This window comes from Agrococcus citreus (genome assembly GCF_039527715.1).
GTDB classification, from domain to species: domain Bacteria; phylum Actinomycetota; class Actinomycetes; order Actinomycetales; family Microbacteriaceae; genus Agrococcus; species Agrococcus citreus.
Genome location: NZ_BAAAKK010000005.1, coordinates 1 through 16,109, shown reverse-complemented (window position 1 = coordinate 16,109; position 16,109 = coordinate 1). Strand labels below are relative to the sequence as shown.

Here is a 16,109-nt window from a genome sequence, read left to right as displayed (position 1 = left end):
CGGCCGCCGCAGCGTCGGCCGACCGAGCGGCGGGCGGGCGCTGATGCCACAGCTCGACTTCTTCGGCCTCGCGATGCTCGAGGTGGTGCTCGCGGGCGCGCTCGCCGGCGTCGTCGGGGTGCTCGTCGTGCTGCGCGAGCGGGCGTTCTTCACGATGTCGCTCACGCACGCGACCTTCCCCGGCGCGGTCGCCGCGGCGATGCTCGGCGTCTCGGTGCCGCTCGGCGCGGCGGTCGCCGCCGTGGCGCTCATCGCCGTCGCGGTCGGCATCGGGCGCATCCGCTCCCAGGGACCGGCCGTCGCATCCGGCGTCATGCTCACCGCGGGATTCGCGCTCGGCGCCCTGCTGCAGTCGCTCGCGCCGCTCCCGATCGATGTCGAGTCGTTCCTCGTCGGGCAGGTGCTCGCCGTCACGGGCGCCGACATCGCGCTCACGGCCGCGCTGCTCGTGGTCGCCGCCGCCGTCTGGGCGCTCGCGGGCCGCCACCTCGTCTTCTCGAGCGTCGACGAGCGCGGCTATCGCCGAGCCGGGCTCGCGCCGTGGGTGCCGGAGGCGCTGTCGCTCGCGCTCATCGCCGCGACGGTCGTCGCGATCATGCCGGTCGTGGGGGCGATCCTCGGCGTCGCGCTCATCGTCGCCCCGGCGGCCGCCGCGCGGCTCGTCGTGCGCGACTGGCGCTGGATGCTCGTGCTCGCCCCCGTCGTCGGCATCGCGTCGGGCGTCGTCGGCCTGCTCGCCTCCCGCTGGCTCGACATCGCCGCGGGCGGCGCGATCGCGCTCGTCGCCGCGCTGCTCTACGGCGCCGCGTGGATCGTCGGTGGACCGCGAGACCGCCGCCCGGCACCGGCACCGCGCGTCCGTGGGACGATCGGAGCGGAGACACCATGACCCACACCGACCCCATCCACGACGCGGCGCTCGCGCAGCCCGAGCCCATCCCGCGCCGCACGACGAAGCAGCGCGAGGCCGTGCGCGAGGCGCTCGAGGCGAGCGCCGAGTTCGTCTCGGCGCAGGCGCTGCACCAGTCGATGCGCCAAGCGGGCTCGACCGTGGGGCTCGCGACCGTCTACCGCGCGCTCGCGACGCTCGCGGAGGACGGCGAGGCGGATGCGCTGCAGTCGGGCGGGGAGGCGCTCTACCGCGCCTGCACCCCCTCGCACCACCACCACCTGATCTGCCGTCGCTGCGGCCGCACGGTCGAGCTCGAGGCGGCCGCCGTCGAGCGGTGGGCTGGGCAGGTGGCCGCGGCGCACGGCTTCGTCGAGATCGAGCACGTCGTCGACGTCTTCGGCCTGTGCGCGGTGTGCGCGGCCCAGCGCTGACCGTCCACGGGGTGCACCATCACCGTCGCGCGATCGGGGCGGTTGCTGTGAGACTGACCCCGTGAGCAACTCCTCGAGCGCCTACGGTGCGCAGCAGCCCCCGAGCGTCCCCGCCGACACCCAGCGGCGAGCGCCGCTGCAGTCGCAGCCCGCGCCCCAGACGCGCGCGACCGCGGCCCCGCGCCGCATCCTCGGCATCCAGCCGGTGCTCTTCGTCGGCATCTGCCTGCTGGCGATCGTCACGATCATCACGGTCGTGCTCATCTTCGTCGGTGACTTCGAGAGCCAGGCGTCGCGCGTCGTCTGGACTGTCGTCGTGTTCCTCGCCTTCACGGCGCTGCTCGCGCTCGACCTCGTGCTCGCGCGCCGCTCCGCGACGCCGCTCATCATCGGCGTCGCCGCGAACGTCTACCTGCTCGCCGTGCTCATGATCTCCATCTGGATGAACGGCACGGGCGCCGTCGACCGCGAGCCCTGGGAGGACGACTTCCTCTTCGCCGAGCTGCTCGGCATCGTGCTGCTGACGATCCTGGTGGTGCGCGCCGCCGCGGCGGGCGCGTGGGGCCTCATCCTGCTCGGCAACCGCGGCCGCGCGTCGATGGCGCGCGTCATCGGTCTCATCGCGGCGATCCTGCTCGGCCTCGTCGGCGTGCTCCTGACGCTGCACTTCGCGATCGATGCCTTCGGCATCGACGTGGGCGAGTGGTACTGGCGCGCGACCGTCGCCGCGATCGTGGTGACGGCGCTCGCCGCCTCGATCACCGTGCTCCTCTACTGGAACCGCCGCAACATCGACTGGCAGGAGGCGGAGGCTCGCGGCGAGCACGCGCAGCCGTGGCCCGCGCAGCCGGCGACGCAGTGGCCCGGCCAGCAGCAGCAGCCGGCCCAGCCGCTGCCTGCACAGCCGAGCCAGCAGCAGTCGAGCGGCCTGCTGCCGTGGCCGACCTACGCCGACGGCACGCCGCTGCCGATGGGACCCGACGGCCAGCCGGTCTTCCCGCCCAGTCGCTGAGCCGCATCCCACGTCGGCATTGCCGCGCGGCCGCCCAATGGCGTAGGATTGCTCTTTGGTGCGGCCCCGGCCGCATCGCGCACGTGCCTCCCACCCCGCAAGGATCGGGTTCAGCGTGCGCAGGCAAGTGATCTTGGGTGGGCCTCGGCCCACGGTAACCACATGGAGGCACCGATGGCAGCCGTATGCCAGGTGACCGGAGCCGTTCCCGGCTTCGGACACAACATCTCGCACTCGCACAGGCGCACGAAGCGACGCTTCGACCCGAACGTGCAGCGCAAGACCTATTTCGTCCCGTCGCTCAAGCGCAACGTGACGCTCAACGTCTCGGCCAAGGGCATGAAGGTCATCGATGCCCGTGGCATCGAGGCCGTCGTCCGTGACATGCAGTCCCGAGGGGTGAAGCTCTGATGGCGAAGAAGTCCCAGGACGTCCGTCCGATCATCAAGCTCCGCTCCACCGCGGGCACCGGCTACACCTACGTGACGAAGAAGAACCGTCGCAACAACCCCGACCGACTTGTGCTGAAGAAGTACGACCCCATCGTGCGTCAGCACGTCGAGTTCCGAGAGGAGCGGTAATGGCCAAGAAGAGCATGATCGCCAAGAACGAGCAGCGGAAGATCATCGTCGCCCGCTACGCCGAGAAGCGCGCCGCGCTCAAGAAGGCGCTCGTCGACCCCAAGAGCACCGATGAGGAGCGCGAGGCCGCTCGCATCGGGCTGCAGAAGCTGCCCCGCAACGCTTCGCCGGTGCGCGTGCGCAAGCGCGACGCGATCGACGGCCGCCCCCGCGGCCACGTCGGCGCGTTCGGCATCTCGCGCGTCCGCTTCCGCGACATGGCGCACCGGGGCGAGCTGCCCGGCGTGACCAAGTCGAGCTGGTAAGCACCTGACTCGCTCGAAGCCCCCGACCGCGAGGTCGGGGGCTTCGTCGTTCCCGGGCGGATGCGCCCGCCGGTTGCCGCTACACGCGCCGGATGATCGCGTCGGGCGGCGTGACCTCGAGCCACCGCCAGCCGTAGGGATCGAGCTCGATCTCGAGCCGCCCCTCGACCGTCATGGTCGAGCGATCGAACCGGTCGACGAACGTCACGGGCCCGTCCTCGGAGGCGAGCTCGAGCTTCACGGCCGTCCGATCGTCGCCGAGGTTGTGCAGCGCGAGCATCGTCCACTCGCGACCGCGGCACACGTGCGCGAGCACCGAGCGCTGCCGCACGCCGATCACCTCGAGCGCCGACCACGCGAGCTCGGGGTTGCCGCGGTAGAGGTCGGTGAGCCGCTGGATGTGCCGCCACAGCGACGTCGGATCCCGCTGCTGGTCGGCGACGTTCACGCGCTGCGGGCCGAAGTCCCCTCCGGGCATGGGCCGCGACCAGCGGCCCTGCGGCGCCGTCGAGAACCCGCCGCTCGCATCCGGCTCCCACTGCATCGGCGTGCGCACCGCGTAGCGGCCCTCGACCTCGAGCTCCTCGCCCATGCCGATCTCCTCGCCGTAGAAGAGCACCGGGCAGCCGGGCAGCGAGAACATGAGCGTGTAGACGAGCCGCACCGCGCGCTCGTCGCCGAGCATCGTCGGCAACCGCCGCCGGATCCCGCGGCCGTAGAGCCGCATCCCCTCGTCGGGCGCGAACGCCTCGAACACCTCCTCGAGCTCGTCGGGGGCGAGCTTGTCGAGGGTGAGCTCGTCGTGGTTGCGCACGAAGTTCGCCCACTGGCTCGCGGGCGGCAGCTCCGGCCGGTCGCGCAGCGCGTTCGCGAGCGGCCGCGCGTCCTTCCGCGCGAGCGAGAGGAACAGCTGCTGCATCGAGACGAAGTCGAACTGCAGGTGCAGGCCGTTCGCGTCGCCCTCCGCCTCGAACCACTGCAGCTGCTCCTCGTGCGGCAGGTTGACCTCGCCGAGCAGCATCGCGTCGCCGTTGCGGCGCGAGACGAAGCGCTGGATCGCGCGCAAGTGGTCGGCGCCCCGATAGTCGGGCGCGGCGCCGGTCGTCTCGGTGCCGTGCGCGGGCGCGCTGCTGAAGAGGAACGGCACCGCGTCGACCCGGAACCCCGAGACGCCCAGCTCGAGCCACAGCCCGAGGTTGCGCTCGATCTGCTCCTGCACGGGCGGATGCGCGATGTTGAGGTCGGGCTGGTGCGCGCGGAAGTGGTGCAGGTACCACTGGCCCGTGCGGGGATCCTCGGTCCAGGTCGAGTCCTCCTCGCCCGGGAAGACCGGCGCGTCCTGCACCGCGGGCGGGGCATCGCGCCACACGTACCAGTCGCGGTGCGGCGAGGTGCGCGACGAGCGGGCGGAGCGGAACCACGGGTGATCGGCCGAGGTGTGGTTCATGACGAAGTCGACGATCACGCGCATGCCCTGCGCGCGCGCGACCCGGATCACCTCGACGAGGTCGCCGAGCGTGCCGAGCCGCGGATCCACCCCGAAGAAGTCGGTGATGTCGTAGCCGTCGTCGCGGTCGGCGGTCGGGAAGAACGGCATGAGCCACAAGCACGTGACGCCGAGGTCGGCGAGGGTGTGGATGCGCGACACGAGCCCCTGGAAGTCGCCCACCCCGTCGCCGTCGGAGTCCTGGAACACCTGCACGTCGAGGCAGTAGAGCACCGAGTTGCGCCACCAGCTGTCGGCGGCCTCGATCGGGCGCGGGCTCATCGCGCACCCGCGACCGCGGGGAGCACGTGCTCGCCGAACGCGTCGATGAAGGCGGTCTGCTGCTGCCCGACGTGGTGGAGGTAGATCTCGTCGACGACCTCGAGGATCTCGGCGATGCGCGCTCGATGCGCGCCGAGGTCGCTCGAGACCGTCACCGCCTTCCGGAGCTGCTCCTCGGTCGCGTCGACCGTGCGCCGGTCGAAGTCGTCGGGGAACGCGAGGTCCCACGTCTCGGGCGGCGAGAGCGTGCCGCTGCGCCACTGCTCGCGCGCGATGGCGAGCGCCTCCGCCTCGTCGGGCGCCCACGACAGGTGCAGCTGCGCCGCGACCGGGCCGCGGCCGCCCGCGTCGCGGTAGGCGCCGACGACGTCGCGCAGCGCCGCGGTGTCGCCCGCGACGGTGATGAACCCATCCGCCCACGCCGCGTGCCGAGCCGCCGACTCGGGTGTGACCGAGGCGCCGATGAGCGGGGGCGGGGTGGCGGGCAGCGACCAGACGCGCGCGCGGTCGACGGTGAAGGTGCCCTCGTGCGACACCTCCTCGCCGGCGAGCAGCCGGCGGATGACGTCGACCGACTCGACGAGGCGGCGCTCGCGAGTGGGCTTGTCGGGCCACGGGTCGCCGGTCACGTGCTCGTTCATGTTCTCGCCCGAGCCGAGCGCCGCCCAGAACCGGCCGGGGAACATCTCGCCGAGGGTCGCGATCGCCTGCGCGGTGATGACGGGGTGGTAGCGCTGCCCGGTCGCGTGGACGACACCGAAGCGCAGGGGCGTGGAGGCGAGCGCCGCCCCGAGCCACGAGAGCGCGAAGCCGCTGTGGCCCTGCGCGTCGAGCCACGGCGCGAGGTGGTCGGAGCACATCGCCGCGTGGAAGCCGGCCTCGTGCGCGTGGATCACGTCTCGCAGGAGCGTGGAGGGCGGGATCTGCTCGTGCGAGCAGTGGAAGCCGATGACAGACATGCGCCTTACCGAAGCGCGGATGCGGCCACCCGTCAAGGGCACCGCGGTCTCGACCGGCCTCTCGGCACCGCGAGGGCATCATCCCCTCGCGCTGCCGACTGCCCGAAGGAGGTCACACGACGGCGGTGCTGGCCATGCGCGTGGCGGACGGCAGCTCGCCCGCGTGGAGCGCGCGCCAGGCGGCGCCGAGGCGCGCCATCGCCTCGGCGGTGAGCTCGGGCTCCCACGTGATGGGGATGCGCGCGAACCGGTCGAGCACGCCCGACGCCGAGAAGCGGGGCCCGGGCGGCAGCAGCAGGCCGCGATCGCGCGCGCCGAGGGAGAGGGCGGTCGACCACGGACCGCCGAGGTCGACCCACGCCGCGAGCCCGCCCGGCATCGGCGGCATCGCGACGCCCGGCAGGTGGGCGGCGAGCCCGTCGGCGACGGCCGCGCGCCCCTCGCGCAGCCGCTCGGTCGTGCGGGCGAGCAGCGCGTCCATCTCATCGAGCAGCTCGATGGCGATGCACTGCTCGAGCAGCGGCGTGCCGAGGTCGATCGACGGCCGAGCGCCGAGCAGCGCGGCGACCTGCTCGCGCTCGGCGCGGATCCAGCCGATCCGCAGCCCGCCCCACGCGATCTTCGACATCGAGCCGATGAGGATCGCGGGGCCGTGCGCGGCGAAGGGGCGCGGCGTCCAGCCGCGGTCGATGTCGAGCTCGGCGCACGTCTCGTCGACGACGAGCAGCGTGCCGGTCGCGCGCGCGACGGCAGCGAGGCGGGCGCGCTCGAGCTCGGGCATCGTCGCGCCGGTCGGGTTGTGGAAGTCGGCGATGAGGTAGGCGAGCGCGGGCCGCTGCGAGCGCAGCGACTCGACGAGGTGGTTCGCGTCCCACCCCGCGTCGGGCGTCACGGGGGTCGGCACGAGCCGGTGGCCGGTGCGGCGCAGCGCATCCATCGCGTGCGGGAAGCTCGGCTGCTCGACGACCGCGGCGCGACCGCGCTCGCCGAACGCCGCGAGCACGACGGTGAGCGCGTGCATCGCGCCGCTCGTCACCATGATCTGCTCGGGATCGGTCGGGAGCCCTCGCTCGGTGTAGCGCTCGGCGATGCGCGCGCGCAGCTCGGGCAGTCCGTCGAGCGAGTAGCCGGGCGTGCCGAGCAGCCCGGCGAGCCGGTCGAGGGCGCGCACGGTCGCGGCGTGCAGGCCGGGCGCGGAGCCGACCGACGCGATCGTGAGGTCGATGACGTCGTCGCCCGCGGCGGCCGGTCGCTGGATGCGCCGCGCGGGCAGCGAGGCCCGGGTGCCGGAGCCGTGGGTGCGCACGACGTAGCCGCGCGCCTCGAGCAGCTCGTAGGCGCGCGCGATGGTCGCGCGGGAGCGGCCCAGCTCGGCGGCGAGCGCTCGCTCGCTCGGCAGCCGCTCGCCGACGGTGATGCGGCCGTCGAGCAGCAGCATGCGGATGCGGTCGGCGAGCGATTGCGCGACCGCGGTCGTCGCGCGCCACTCGCCGAGCTGGGTGCCGAGCCGGGATGCCATGCGCCCATTCTGCCCGCCAGTGGACTGCTCTCGCCGAGCCACTTGCCGGGGAGTGGCCCGCATCCCCGGCATGCCGCGTGCGATGGAATGGAGCAGTGACGACCGGACCACTGAGCACCCCGCAGGCGACGAGCACGAGCGCGCCGCGCATCCGACGCCTGCTCCTCCCCATCGGCTCGCTCGGTCCCGCCGACACGACGGCGCGCGTCGTGCAGCTGCTCGTCGGCCTCTTCCTCTACGGCATCGCGCTCGCGATGCTCATCCGCGCCGACCTCGGCGTCGGCCCGTGGGACGTGCTCTCGCTCGGCATCGCGTCGCACCTGCCCATGAGCTACGGCACGGCGACGATCGTGGTCTCGGGGCTCGTGCTGCTCGTCTGGATCCCGCTGCGCCAGCGACCGGGCATCGGCACGCTCGCGAACGCCCTGCTCGTCGGCCCCTCGGCCGACCTCGGCCTGCTGCTCATCCCCGCGGCGGATGCGCTGTGGGCGCAAGCGCTGCTGCTCGCGGGCAGCATGGTGCTGCTCGCGCTCGCGACCGGCATCTACATCGCGGCGCAGCTCGGCCCCGGTCCGCGCGACGGCCTCATGACCGGGCTCGTCGGGATCACCGGTTGGCCGGTGTGGATCGTGCGCACCCTCATCGAGGGCACGGCGCTGCTCATCGGCTGGCTGCTGGGCGGCCCCGTGGGGGTCGGTACCGTCATCTTCGCGTTCGGCATCGGCCCGCTCATCGGGCTGTTCCTCCCCATCTTCACGCGTCGCCGCGAGGCGCGCGTGGCGCACCTCACCGGCCGCTGAGCGCCGCCCGCAGCCCCGAATCCGTTCGCGAAGCGCGGAAAACCGCGGAAACTGCGGCGTGTCGGCCGAGATCTGCCGCCGGTTGCGGGGCGGCGGGGCTACGTTCGGGGTTGGTCGGAGCCCCATCGGGCACCGACGGATGCCCGCCCCAGGCGGGACGGACATGCCACCATCAGGAGGACATCATGGCTGAGACCATCAACAAGACCACCCTTGCTTCGAAGATCGCAGCGACGACCGACCTCTCGCAGGCCAAGGTCACCGCAGTGCTCGACGCGCTGTTCGACGAGGTCTCGGCGGCCGTCGCCGCTGGCGACAAGGTCTCGATCCCCGGCTTCTTCAGCGCCGAGCGCACCGAGACCGCCGCTCGCACGGGCCGCAACCCGCAGACGGGTGCCGAGATCCAGATCGCCGCGGGCCACCGCGTCAAGCTGACGGCCGGCTCGAAGCTCAAGGCTGCCGTCAAGTAGTTCCCACCACCGCAGCACCAGGAGGGGCTCCGCCGCAAGGCGGGGCCCCTCCTGCCTTGCCGGGGCACCAGGCCTCGCCCATAGGGGCGGCGACTACCCTGGTCGGGTGCAGCGCATCCGTCTCCTCGCGCCGGCGCTCGCGATCCTCGCGGGGCTGGCAGCCACGTGGGCGGCGCTCGAGTTCGGCGGCGGCGCGGCCGCGCCGACGCTCCAGGACCCGGGCCCGGCCGTCCGCTACGGCGTGCCCATGGCCTCGATGCTGCGCAACGTCGCGATCGCCGCCGCGTTCGGCGGCATCGTGCTCGCCTGCTTCGCGCTCGTGCCCCGCAGCCGCGACTGGCACCGCACGCTCGACGTGGCCGCAGCATCCGCCGGCATCGCCACGGTCGCGCAGGGCTTCATCGCCTTCGGCTCGTTCCGGCAGGTCGTGTCGAGCCCGGTCACCGCGACCAACGACTTCGGCGAGCTGCTGCAGTTCTTCTTCGTCGAGGTCGAGACGGGCAGGCTGCTGCTCGGCACCCTGCTCTCGCTCGCGCTACTCACGGTGCTGCTGCTCGTCGCCCGCAGCCCGGTCGCGGCGGGCTTCACGGTCGCGCTCTGGGCCGTGCCGTTCTGGCTCATCGCCTCGGGCGGCCACGCCGGCGGCACCGCCAACCACACGCTCGCGGTGTCGTCGCTGCTGCTGCACCTGCTCTTCGTCTCGATCTGGCTCGGCGGGCTCCTCCACGTCGGCCTGCTCGCCCGCGGTCGCGACGCGATCGCCGCCGCCGACGCCCCGGCCGACGCGGCCGCGCCCGACGCCGCCTACGGCGACGTGCTGCTGCGCTACTCCTCGCTCGCGCTCGCGAGCTTCCTCGTGGTCGCGTTCTCGGGCATCGTCTCGGCGTGGGTGCGCATGGAGGGCGACTGGTTCAGCGAGTACGGCATCCTCTCGCTCACGAAGGCGGCGCTGCTCGTCGTGCTCGGCGCCTTCGGCGCGTGGCAGCGGATGCGCATGCTCGCGCCGGCGACGACGGGCGGCGCCTCGCGGCAGGCGCCCGCCCCGCGCATGCCGGGCCGCGCGATCGCGCTGCTGCTCGCGCTCGAGCTCACCGTCATGGGCGTCACCGCCGGCGTCGCAGCCGGCCTCGCCCGCACGCCGACGCCGGTGCCCGAGGTGCCGCCGGGCACCGAGGCGACGCCCGCCGAGATCCTCACGGGGCGGCCGCTGCCGCCGACGTTCGAGCCCGCGCGGCTCGTCGACCAGTGGGCGCTCGACCCGCTCTGGACCGTGATCTGCGCGATGTTCGCGTTCTTCTACATCGCCGGCGTCGTGCGGCTCGCGCGCCGCGGCGACCGGTGGCCGGTCGGGCGCACGATCTCGTGGCTCGCGGGCGTCGCGCTGCTGTGGTGGTGCACGAGCGGTGCGCTCAACCTCTACCAGGAGTTCCAGTTCTCGCTCCACATGCTCGTGCACATGCTGCTCGGCATGGCGGTGCCGGTGCTGCTCGTGCCGGGCGCGCCGATCACGCTCGCGATGCGCGCGATCCGCCGACGCCGCGACGGCTCGCGCGGCGGCCGCGAGTGGCTCATGGCGATCGTGCACTCGAAGTACATGGAGGTGCTCAGCTCGCCGCTCATCTCGGCGGGGCTGTTCGTCGCGAGCCTGTGGGTCTTCTACTACACGCCGCTGTTCGAGTGGTCGATGGACGATCACCTCGGCCACGTGTGGATGGTCGTGCACTTCGTCGGCTCCGGCTACCTGTTCGTGCAGGCCATCATCGGCATCGACCCGGGGCCCGCGCGCCCCCCGTACGCCCTGCGGCTCGTGCTGCTGCTCGGCGCGATGGTCTTCCACGCCTTCTTCGGCCTCACGCTCATGACGGGCGACGCGCTGCTGCTCGCCGACTGGTTCGGCGCGATGGGCAACGGCGTCGACGCGCTCGAGGACCAGCGCGTCGGCGGCGGCATCGCGTGGTCGATCGGCGAGATCCCGACGGTCATCCTCGCGATGGTCACCGTCGTGCTCTGGTGGCGCAGCGACAAGCGCGAGCAGCGGCGCACCGACCGCGCCGCCGTGCGCGACGGCGACGCCGAGCTCAACGCCTACAACGACATGCTCGAGCGGATGGGGAAGCGATGAACGACACGACCGACCGGATGCGCGATGCGGCCGAGCGCGGCGAGCAGCGCCTGCCGGAGGAGCTCGCCGCCTTCGCCGAGGGGCGCGCGCTGCGGCTGCGCATCGTGCGGCACGCCGAGACCGAGCACAACACCAACCACCTCATGCAGGGCTGGTCCGACTCGCCGATCACGCAGCGCGGTCGCGAGCAGATCGCCGCGGTCGCCGAGCGCCTCTCGAGCGAGCGCTTCGACCTCGCCTTCTCCTCCGATCTGCAGCGCACGCGCACGACGGCGGAGGGCATCCTCGCCCGCCTCCAGCCGAAGCCGGCGATCGAGTACGACGAGCTGCTGCGCGAGTGGAGCTTCGGCAGCCACGAGGAGCGGCCTGCGGCCGACGTCTGGCGCGAGGTGATCGTCGAGCACGGCTTCGAGGTCGACCGCGAGCTGAGCGCGCTGCGATCGATCGGCGAGCAGGTCGGCTGGCGCGGCCTGTTCGACACCATCGCGAAGCTCGACGCGAGCGGCCAGGCGGAGCAGGCGGCCGAGATCGTCGTGCGCGCCGACGCGGCGCTCGAGCGCATCGTGCGCGCCGCATCCGCCGTGCCGGGCGACGACGAGGCGCAGGTGCTCGTCGTCTCGCATGGCGGCTTCATCACCTCGCTGCTGCGGCAGCTCGTGCCCGAGCTGACGCCCGACACGATCCTGCCGAACTGCTCGGTCACGACCGTCACGCTTCCGGCCGGCACGCTCGTCTGGCAGCTCGACGGACTCGGGGAGACGGCGTTCGCGCCCGACGTGCGAGGCTGAGCGCATGACCGCGATCCCCGCGCGCTACCGCTACCTCACCGACCAGCCGCTCTTCGCCCACCTCGCGACCGTCCGCCCCCACGGCGTCGTCCTACGCATGGCGATCGACAAGGCGACCGGCCGGGTCTGACCGCTCGGGCCAGTGGCACTCGGGCCAGTAGCGCTCGGGCCTGATCCCGCGCGGGGCTGAGCGCGCTCAGTCGCGCGAGGGCAGGTGCACCTCGAGCTCGTACCGCGCACGCGGGTCGTCGTCGGCGCGCTCGCCCGCGAGCCCGAGCCTGCGGTAGAAGTCGGCCGCGACGTCGAGCGACTGCCACTCCAGCACGCGGATGCGCGTGTGCAGCTGCGCCCACTCCCGGACCGCCTCGAACAGCGCGGTGCCGGCGCCGTGGCCGCGCGCATCCGGCGACACCCAGAGGTCGTGCATGCGAGCGATCGACCAGTCGCGGTGCGGGGCCGGCCCGTAGTCCTGCGCGGCGGCGTAGCCGATCACGCGGCCGTCGAGCTCGGCGACCACGATGTGGTGCGCGGGGTTCTCGACGAGCGCGTCGAGGCGCTCGCGGTAGCGGTCGACCTTCTCGTCGGGCTCGTCGGCGCCGCGGTGGGCGGCGAACAGCGGCTGCAGCGCGGCGGCGTCGGCGGTCGTCGCCCGCCGGATGCCGATGCCGCCATCACCGATGCCGTCACCATGCGTGTCGCCGTCGCCCATGGCGTCAGCGTAGTGGCGGGGTCTGCGAGCGGCCTCAGGCCGCGTCCGCGTGCGCGGCGCACGCCGGCTCGCACGCCTCGCACGTCGTGACCTGCTTGCGGCACGACCAGTCCGCGCAGTTGCCCATGCCGCTCGTCGCGGCGCCGCAGCGCGTGCAGCTGCCGAGCACGGCGGCGCCGGTGCCGAAGTCCATCGTCCGGCGCTCATCGAAGACGTAGAGCGACCCCTCCCACAGCCCCGCGTTGCCGAACGTCTCGCCGTAGCGGACGATGCCGCCGTCGAGCTGGTACACCTCCGAGAAGCCGCGCTTCGTCATGAGCGACGACAGCACCTCGCAGCGCACGCCGCCGGTGCAGTACGTGACGACCGGCTTGTCCTTGAGGTGGTCGTAGGCGCCCGAGTCGAGCAGCTCGACGAAGTCGCGCGTGGTGTCGACGTCGGGCACGATCGCGCCCTGGAAGCGGCCGATGTCGGCCTCGAAGCGGTTGCGGCCGTCGAAGAGGACGACGTCGTCGCGCTCCTCGACGAGCTTGTGCAGCTCGGCGGGCTGCAGGTGCGTGCCGCCGCCGACCACGCCGTCCGCGTCGACCTGGAGCTCGTCGGGCGCGCCGAACGTGACGATCTCGTCGCGCACCTTCACCGTGAGCCGCGGGAAGTCGTCGCCCGTGCCGGTCGACCACTTGATGTCGAGCCCCGCGAACCCCGAGTACTCGCGCGTGGCGCGCGCGTACCGCTTGCACGCATCCAGCTCGCCGCCGACGGTGCCGTTGATCCCGTGCGGCGAGATGAGGATGCGGCCCGTGAGCCCGAGCGACGACGCGAGCGCGTGCTGCCACAGCCGCACCGCCTCGGGGTCGGCGATCGGCGTGAAGCGGTAGTAGAGCAGCACCTTGTGCATCCATCGATCCTCCCAGGGATCGGGGCCCCGGTTGTGCGAGAGCGCCAAGCGAGAGCGGATGCGCGTGCCCCATCGGGCAGGATGGCTCCTCGTGAACATGTGGTTGCAGTGGCTGATGGCGATGACCGTGAAGAGCAAGGGCAAGCCGGCGCTCGCGATCGGGGACGTCGCGAAGACGTCGTTCCGGGTGCTGCCGAGCGACATCGACTTCCTCGGGCACATGAACAACGGCCGCTACCCGTCGTACATGGACCTCGCGCGCGTCGACATGACGAACCGCACGGGGATGTCGGAGGCGCTCTCGAAGGCCGGGATCTACGCGGTCGTCGGGCAGTCGTCGATGGTGTTCCGCCGCAGCCTCGACCTGTGGCAGCGCTTCGACATCGAGACGGCCGTGCTGGGCGGCGATGAGCGCGCCATCTACCTGCAGCAGCGCTTCGTCGTCGACGGCGAGCTGCACGCGCGCGGCGTCGTGCAGGGCCGCTTCATCGAGAGGGGCGTCGGCACGGCGAAGATCGCGCGCGTCGTCGAGGTGCTCGAGGCGGCCAGCATCGAGGTGCACCTGCCCGAGCTCGACGAGCGCGTCGCCGAGTGGGCGCGCCTCAACGCGCTGCCGCCCGCTCGCGCGACCCACGCATCCGACTGGAACGGCCGCATCCCCCGCTGACCCGTGTGCGGCTACGGGCGCAGCAGCTCGAGCGCCGCGTGCGCAGCGTTGTGCCCGCCGATGCCCGAGACGGCGCCGCCCCGGCGCGCACCGGAGCCGGCCATGAGGATGCGCGGATGCGCCGTCTCGACGCCCCACGTCTCGGCGATCGAGGCCGCCTCGTGCTCGAGCCACGGCCACGACAGCGGCCCGTGGAAGATGTTGCCGCCCGGCATCGCGAGCGCCTCCTCGATGTCGAGCGTCGTCTTCGTCTCGATCGCCGGCCCGTGGGCGCCCTCGAGCAGCAGTGGCTCGATCGGCTCGGCGAGCACCGAGTCGAGCGACGCGATCACCGCGCGCTCGAGCTCGCCGCGCATCCGCTCGTTCGTCTCGGGCGTCAGCAGCCGGTCGGGCACGTGCAGGCCGAAGACGGTGAGGGTCTGCGCTCCGGAATCGCGCAGCGACGCTCCGAGGATCGACGGGTCGGTGAGCGAGTGGCAGTAGATCTCGCAGGGGAGCGGGTCGGGGATGCGGCCGGCGACGGCCTCGGCGTAGGCGCGATCGAGCTGGGCGTAGCCCTCGTTGATGTGGAAGGTGCCGCCGAACGCGGCCTCGGCGCTCACGCCGTCGCGCAGCCGCGGCAGCCGCGAGAGCAGCATGTTGACCTTCACCTGCGCGCCCTCGGGCCGCGGCGCGGCACCGGCCTCATCGCCCAGCAGCTGCCCCAGCACGTGCGGCGCGACCGCCGAGAGCACGAGGTCGAACTGCGCCGTGAGCTCGGTGCCCGTCGGCAGCCCCTCGCCGTCGGTCGCGAGCCCGCCGATGCGCTCCTCCCACGTCACCTCGCCGTCGGGCGTGACGCGCGTCACGGTGACGCCCGTGAGCACGGTCGCGCCGGCCTGCCGGGCGGCGATCTCGAGCTCGCCCGAGACCTGACCCATGCCGCCGATCGGCACGTCCCAGTCGCCGGTGCCGCCGCCGATCACGTGGTAGAGCAGGCAGCGGTTCTGCTCGAGGCCGGGATCGTCGAGCCGCGCGAAGGTGCCGATGAGCGCATCCGTAGCGATCACCCCGCGCACGAGGTCGTGGGCGACGGCACGCTCGATCGCGTCGGCGATGGGCGCGTCGGCGACCTCCGACCAGGCGGATGCGCTGCCGACGGCCGCGCGCGCCGCCTCGCGGGTGGGCAGCGGGCCGGTGAGCGTCGGGAAGAGCGCGGCGGCGAGCCGGGTGGTGCGGTCGTAGAAGCGGGCGAATCCATCCGCGTCGCCCGCGGCGCCGATCGCCGCGAACGACGCCCGCGAGGCGGCCTCGTCCCCCGCGTCGATGAGCAGGCCGCGGTCGGTGCCCGGCTCGGGCGTGTACGACGAGTAGCGGCGCCGCGCGAGGCGCACGTCGAGGCCGAGGTCGGCGATGATCTGCGCGGGCAGGAGGCTCACGAGGTAGGAGTAGCGCGACAGCCGCGCGTCGAGCCCGTCGAACGCCTGGGCCGAGACGGCGGCGCCGCCGACGTGCGGCAGGCGCTCGAGCACCGTCACCTCGACCCCGGCGCGGGCGAGGTAGGCGGCGGCGGTGAGGCCGTTGTGGCCCCCGCCGATGATGGCGACGCGTGGCATGCTGCTTCCTCCCGACTCGGCGGATGCGTCGGGCCGAGGTCGCGCAAGCGCGCGGCGTCCATCGGCATCGAGCGCCCGCACGCATACGATATGCGGCATGAGCGACCAGCGCAGGGACGACTTCGACGCCCTGATCGCCGAGGCCATCGCGCACGCCGACGCCGAGCACGCGACGGCCCAGCCGGCGTCGCCGCCCACGGACGACGTCGAGGTCGTCGACGAGCAGCGCGCCGACGACGATCCGCTCTCGGTCTTCCGGGCGGCCGATTCGCTCCCCGCGTTCGAGGTCGACGACGCGACCTTCGCCGCCGCCGTCAACCCCTACGAGCCCGTCGAGATGCCCGGGATCGACCGCACCACCGTGCCCGCGACCGGCTGGTCGCTCTCGCGCGAGGTGGCCGACGTGCCGACCGTGCAGATGGACGCGTCCGAGTTGCAGGCCGAGCTGCGTGCCGCGAGCCACATCCTGCCGTCGGATGCGCGCGATGCCGCCGTGCGCGAGCACCACACCGTCTCGCCCGTGGTCGTGCCGCCGGACGAGCCGCGCGCCGAGGCGCCGGTGCCCGCTCCGGCTCCGCGGGCCGAATCCGCTC

The 16,109-nt window shown here is 73.1% G+C and carries 19 protein-coding genes; 13 read left to right on the top strand and 6 right to left on the bottom strand.

The window, feature by feature from the left end; genetic code table 11:
• The 6 genes from ABD106_RS08800 to rpsN form a co-directional block, all read left to right on the top strand.
• On the top strand, positions 1 to 889 hold an 889-nt coding region (locus ABD106_RS08800), incomplete at its 5' end, for a metal ABC transporter permease (RefSeq protein ID WP_343919475.1).
• Complete coding sequence (locus tag ABD106_RS08795; protein ID WP_343919473.1) at positions 886 to 1,323, top strand: Fur family transcriptional regulator; 438 nt, start codon at positions 886 to 888, stop codon at positions 1,321 to 1,323. The genes ABD106_RS08800 and ABD106_RS08795, both read left to right, overlap by 4 nt.
• A gap of 61 nt (positions 1,324 to 1,384) precedes the next feature.
• On the top strand, positions 1,385 to 2,335 hold the full coding sequence (locus ABD106_RS08790; protein WP_343919471.1) for a hypothetical protein: 951 nt from the start codon (positions 1,385 to 1,387) through the stop codon (positions 2,333 to 2,335).
• Between the two features lie 174 nt (positions 2,336 to 2,509).
• Positions 2,510 to 2,746, top strand: a complete 237-nt coding sequence (gene rpmB, locus ABD106_RS08785; protein ID WP_343921028.1) for a 50S ribosomal protein L28 — start codon at positions 2,510 to 2,512, stop codon at positions 2,744 to 2,746.
• Positions 2,746 to 2,916, top strand: coding sequence for a 50S ribosomal protein L33 (gene rpmG / locus ABD106_RS08780; protein ID WP_123696729.1), 171 nt, complete (start codon positions 2,746 to 2,748; stop codon positions 2,914 to 2,916). Before rpmB ends, rpmG begins: the two co-directional genes overlap by 1 nt.
• A complete protein-coding gene (rpsN, locus tag ABD106_RS08775) occupies positions 2,916 to 3,221 on the top strand; it encodes a 30S ribosomal protein S14 (protein WP_343919466.1) in 306 nt (101 codons plus the stop codon). Before rpmG ends, rpsN begins: the two co-directional genes overlap by 1 nt.
• Positions 3,222 to 3,300: 79 nt before the next feature.
• Here the strand turns inward: rpsN and ABD106_RS08770 are convergent, their stop codons facing one another.
• The 3 genes from ABD106_RS08770 to yczR all read right to left on the bottom strand — a co-directional run bounded on the left by ABD106_RS08770 (position 3,301) and on the right by yczR (position 7,467).
• Complete coding sequence (locus tag ABD106_RS08770; protein WP_343919464.1) at positions 3,301 to 4,989, bottom strand: alpha-amylase family protein; 1,689 nt, start codon at positions 4,987 to 4,989, stop codon at positions 3,301 to 3,303.
• The gene (locus ABD106_RS08765; protein ID WP_343919462.1) at positions 4,986 to 5,948 is read right to left on the bottom strand and encodes a TIGR03885 family FMN-dependent LLM class oxidoreductase; all 963 of its coding nucleotides are present in this window, start codon (positions 5,946 to 5,948) and stop codon (positions 4,986 to 4,988) included. Before ABD106_RS08765 ends, ABD106_RS08770 begins: the two co-directional genes overlap by 4 nt.
• 112 nt (positions 5,949 to 6,060) lie before the next feature.
• Positions 6,061 to 7,467, bottom strand: coding sequence for a MocR-like transcription factor YczR (gene yczR, locus ABD106_RS08760; protein ID WP_343919460.1), 1,407 nt, complete (start codon positions 7,465 to 7,467; stop codon positions 6,061 to 6,063).
• A gap of 95 nt (positions 7,468 to 7,562) precedes the next feature.
• Here yczR and yczE point away from each other — a divergent pair, with 95 nt between their 5' ends.
• The 5 genes from yczE to ABD106_RS08735 all read left to right on the top strand — a co-directional run bounded on the left by yczE (position 7,563) and on the right by ABD106_RS08735 (position 11,777).
• The gene (gene yczE / locus ABD106_RS08755; RefSeq protein ID WP_343919458.1) at positions 7,563 to 8,267 is read left to right on the top strand and encodes a membrane protein YczE; all 705 of its coding nucleotides are present in this window, start codon (positions 7,563 to 7,565) and stop codon (positions 8,265 to 8,267) included.
• Positions 8,268 to 8,452: 185 nt separating this feature from the next.
• Positions 8,453 to 8,737, top strand: a complete 285-nt coding sequence (locus tag ABD106_RS08750; protein WP_343919456.1) for an HU family DNA-binding protein — start codon at positions 8,453 to 8,455, stop codon at positions 8,735 to 8,737.
• Positions 8,738 to 8,843: 106 nt separating this feature from the next.
• The gene (locus ABD106_RS08745; RefSeq protein WP_343919454.1) at positions 8,844 to 10,859 is read left to right on the top strand and encodes a bifunctional copper resistance protein CopD/cytochrome c oxidase assembly protein; all 2,016 of its coding nucleotides are present in this window, start codon (positions 8,844 to 8,846) and stop codon (positions 10,857 to 10,859) included.
• Complete coding sequence (locus ABD106_RS08740; RefSeq protein ID WP_343919452.1) at positions 10,856 to 11,647, top strand: histidine phosphatase family protein; 792 nt, start codon at positions 10,856 to 10,858, stop codon at positions 11,645 to 11,647. The genes ABD106_RS08745 and ABD106_RS08740 overlap by 4 nt, the downstream gene beginning before the upstream one ends.
• A 4-nt stretch (positions 11,648 to 11,651) precedes the next feature.
• The gene (locus ABD106_RS08735) at positions 11,652 to 11,777 is read left to right on the top strand and encodes a hypothetical protein (RefSeq protein WP_343919450.1); all 126 of its coding nucleotides are present in this window, start codon (positions 11,652 to 11,654) and stop codon (positions 11,775 to 11,777) included.
• 66 nt (positions 11,778 to 11,843) lie between these two features.
• Here ABD106_RS08735 and ABD106_RS08730 read toward each other — a convergent pair whose 3' ends face one another.
• Positions 11,844 to 12,356, bottom strand: a complete 513-nt coding sequence (locus ABD106_RS08730; RefSeq protein ID WP_343919448.1) for a GNAT family N-acetyltransferase — start codon at positions 12,354 to 12,356, stop codon at positions 11,844 to 11,846.
• A gap of 34 nt (positions 12,357 to 12,390) precedes the next feature.
• The gene (gene trhO / locus ABD106_RS08725) at positions 12,391 to 13,254 is read right to left on the bottom strand and encodes an oxygen-dependent tRNA uridine(34) hydroxylase TrhO (protein WP_343919446.1); all 864 of its coding nucleotides are present in this window, start codon (positions 13,252 to 13,254) and stop codon (positions 12,391 to 12,393) included.
• Between the two features lie 121 nt (positions 13,255 to 13,375).
• On the opposite strand from trhO, the gene ABD106_RS08720 reads away from it, so the two are divergent.
• On the top strand, positions 13,376 to 13,921 hold the full coding sequence (locus ABD106_RS08720) for a thioesterase family protein (RefSeq protein WP_343919444.1): 546 nt from the start codon (positions 13,376 to 13,378) through the stop codon (positions 13,919 to 13,921).
• 11 nt (positions 13,922 to 13,932) lie between these two features.
• On the opposite strand, the gene ABD106_RS08715 is transcribed toward ABD106_RS08720, so the two are convergent.
• Positions 13,933 to 15,516, bottom strand: coding sequence for a phytoene desaturase family protein (locus tag ABD106_RS08715; RefSeq protein ID WP_343919442.1), 1,584 nt, complete (start codon positions 15,514 to 15,516; stop codon positions 13,933 to 13,935).
• A gap of 97 nt (positions 15,517 to 15,613) precedes the next feature.
• On the opposite strand from ABD106_RS08715, the gene ABD106_RS08710 reads away from it, so the two are divergent.
• On the top strand, positions 15,614 to 16,109 hold a 496-nt coding region (locus ABD106_RS08710), incomplete at its 3' end, for a hypothetical protein (protein WP_343919440.1).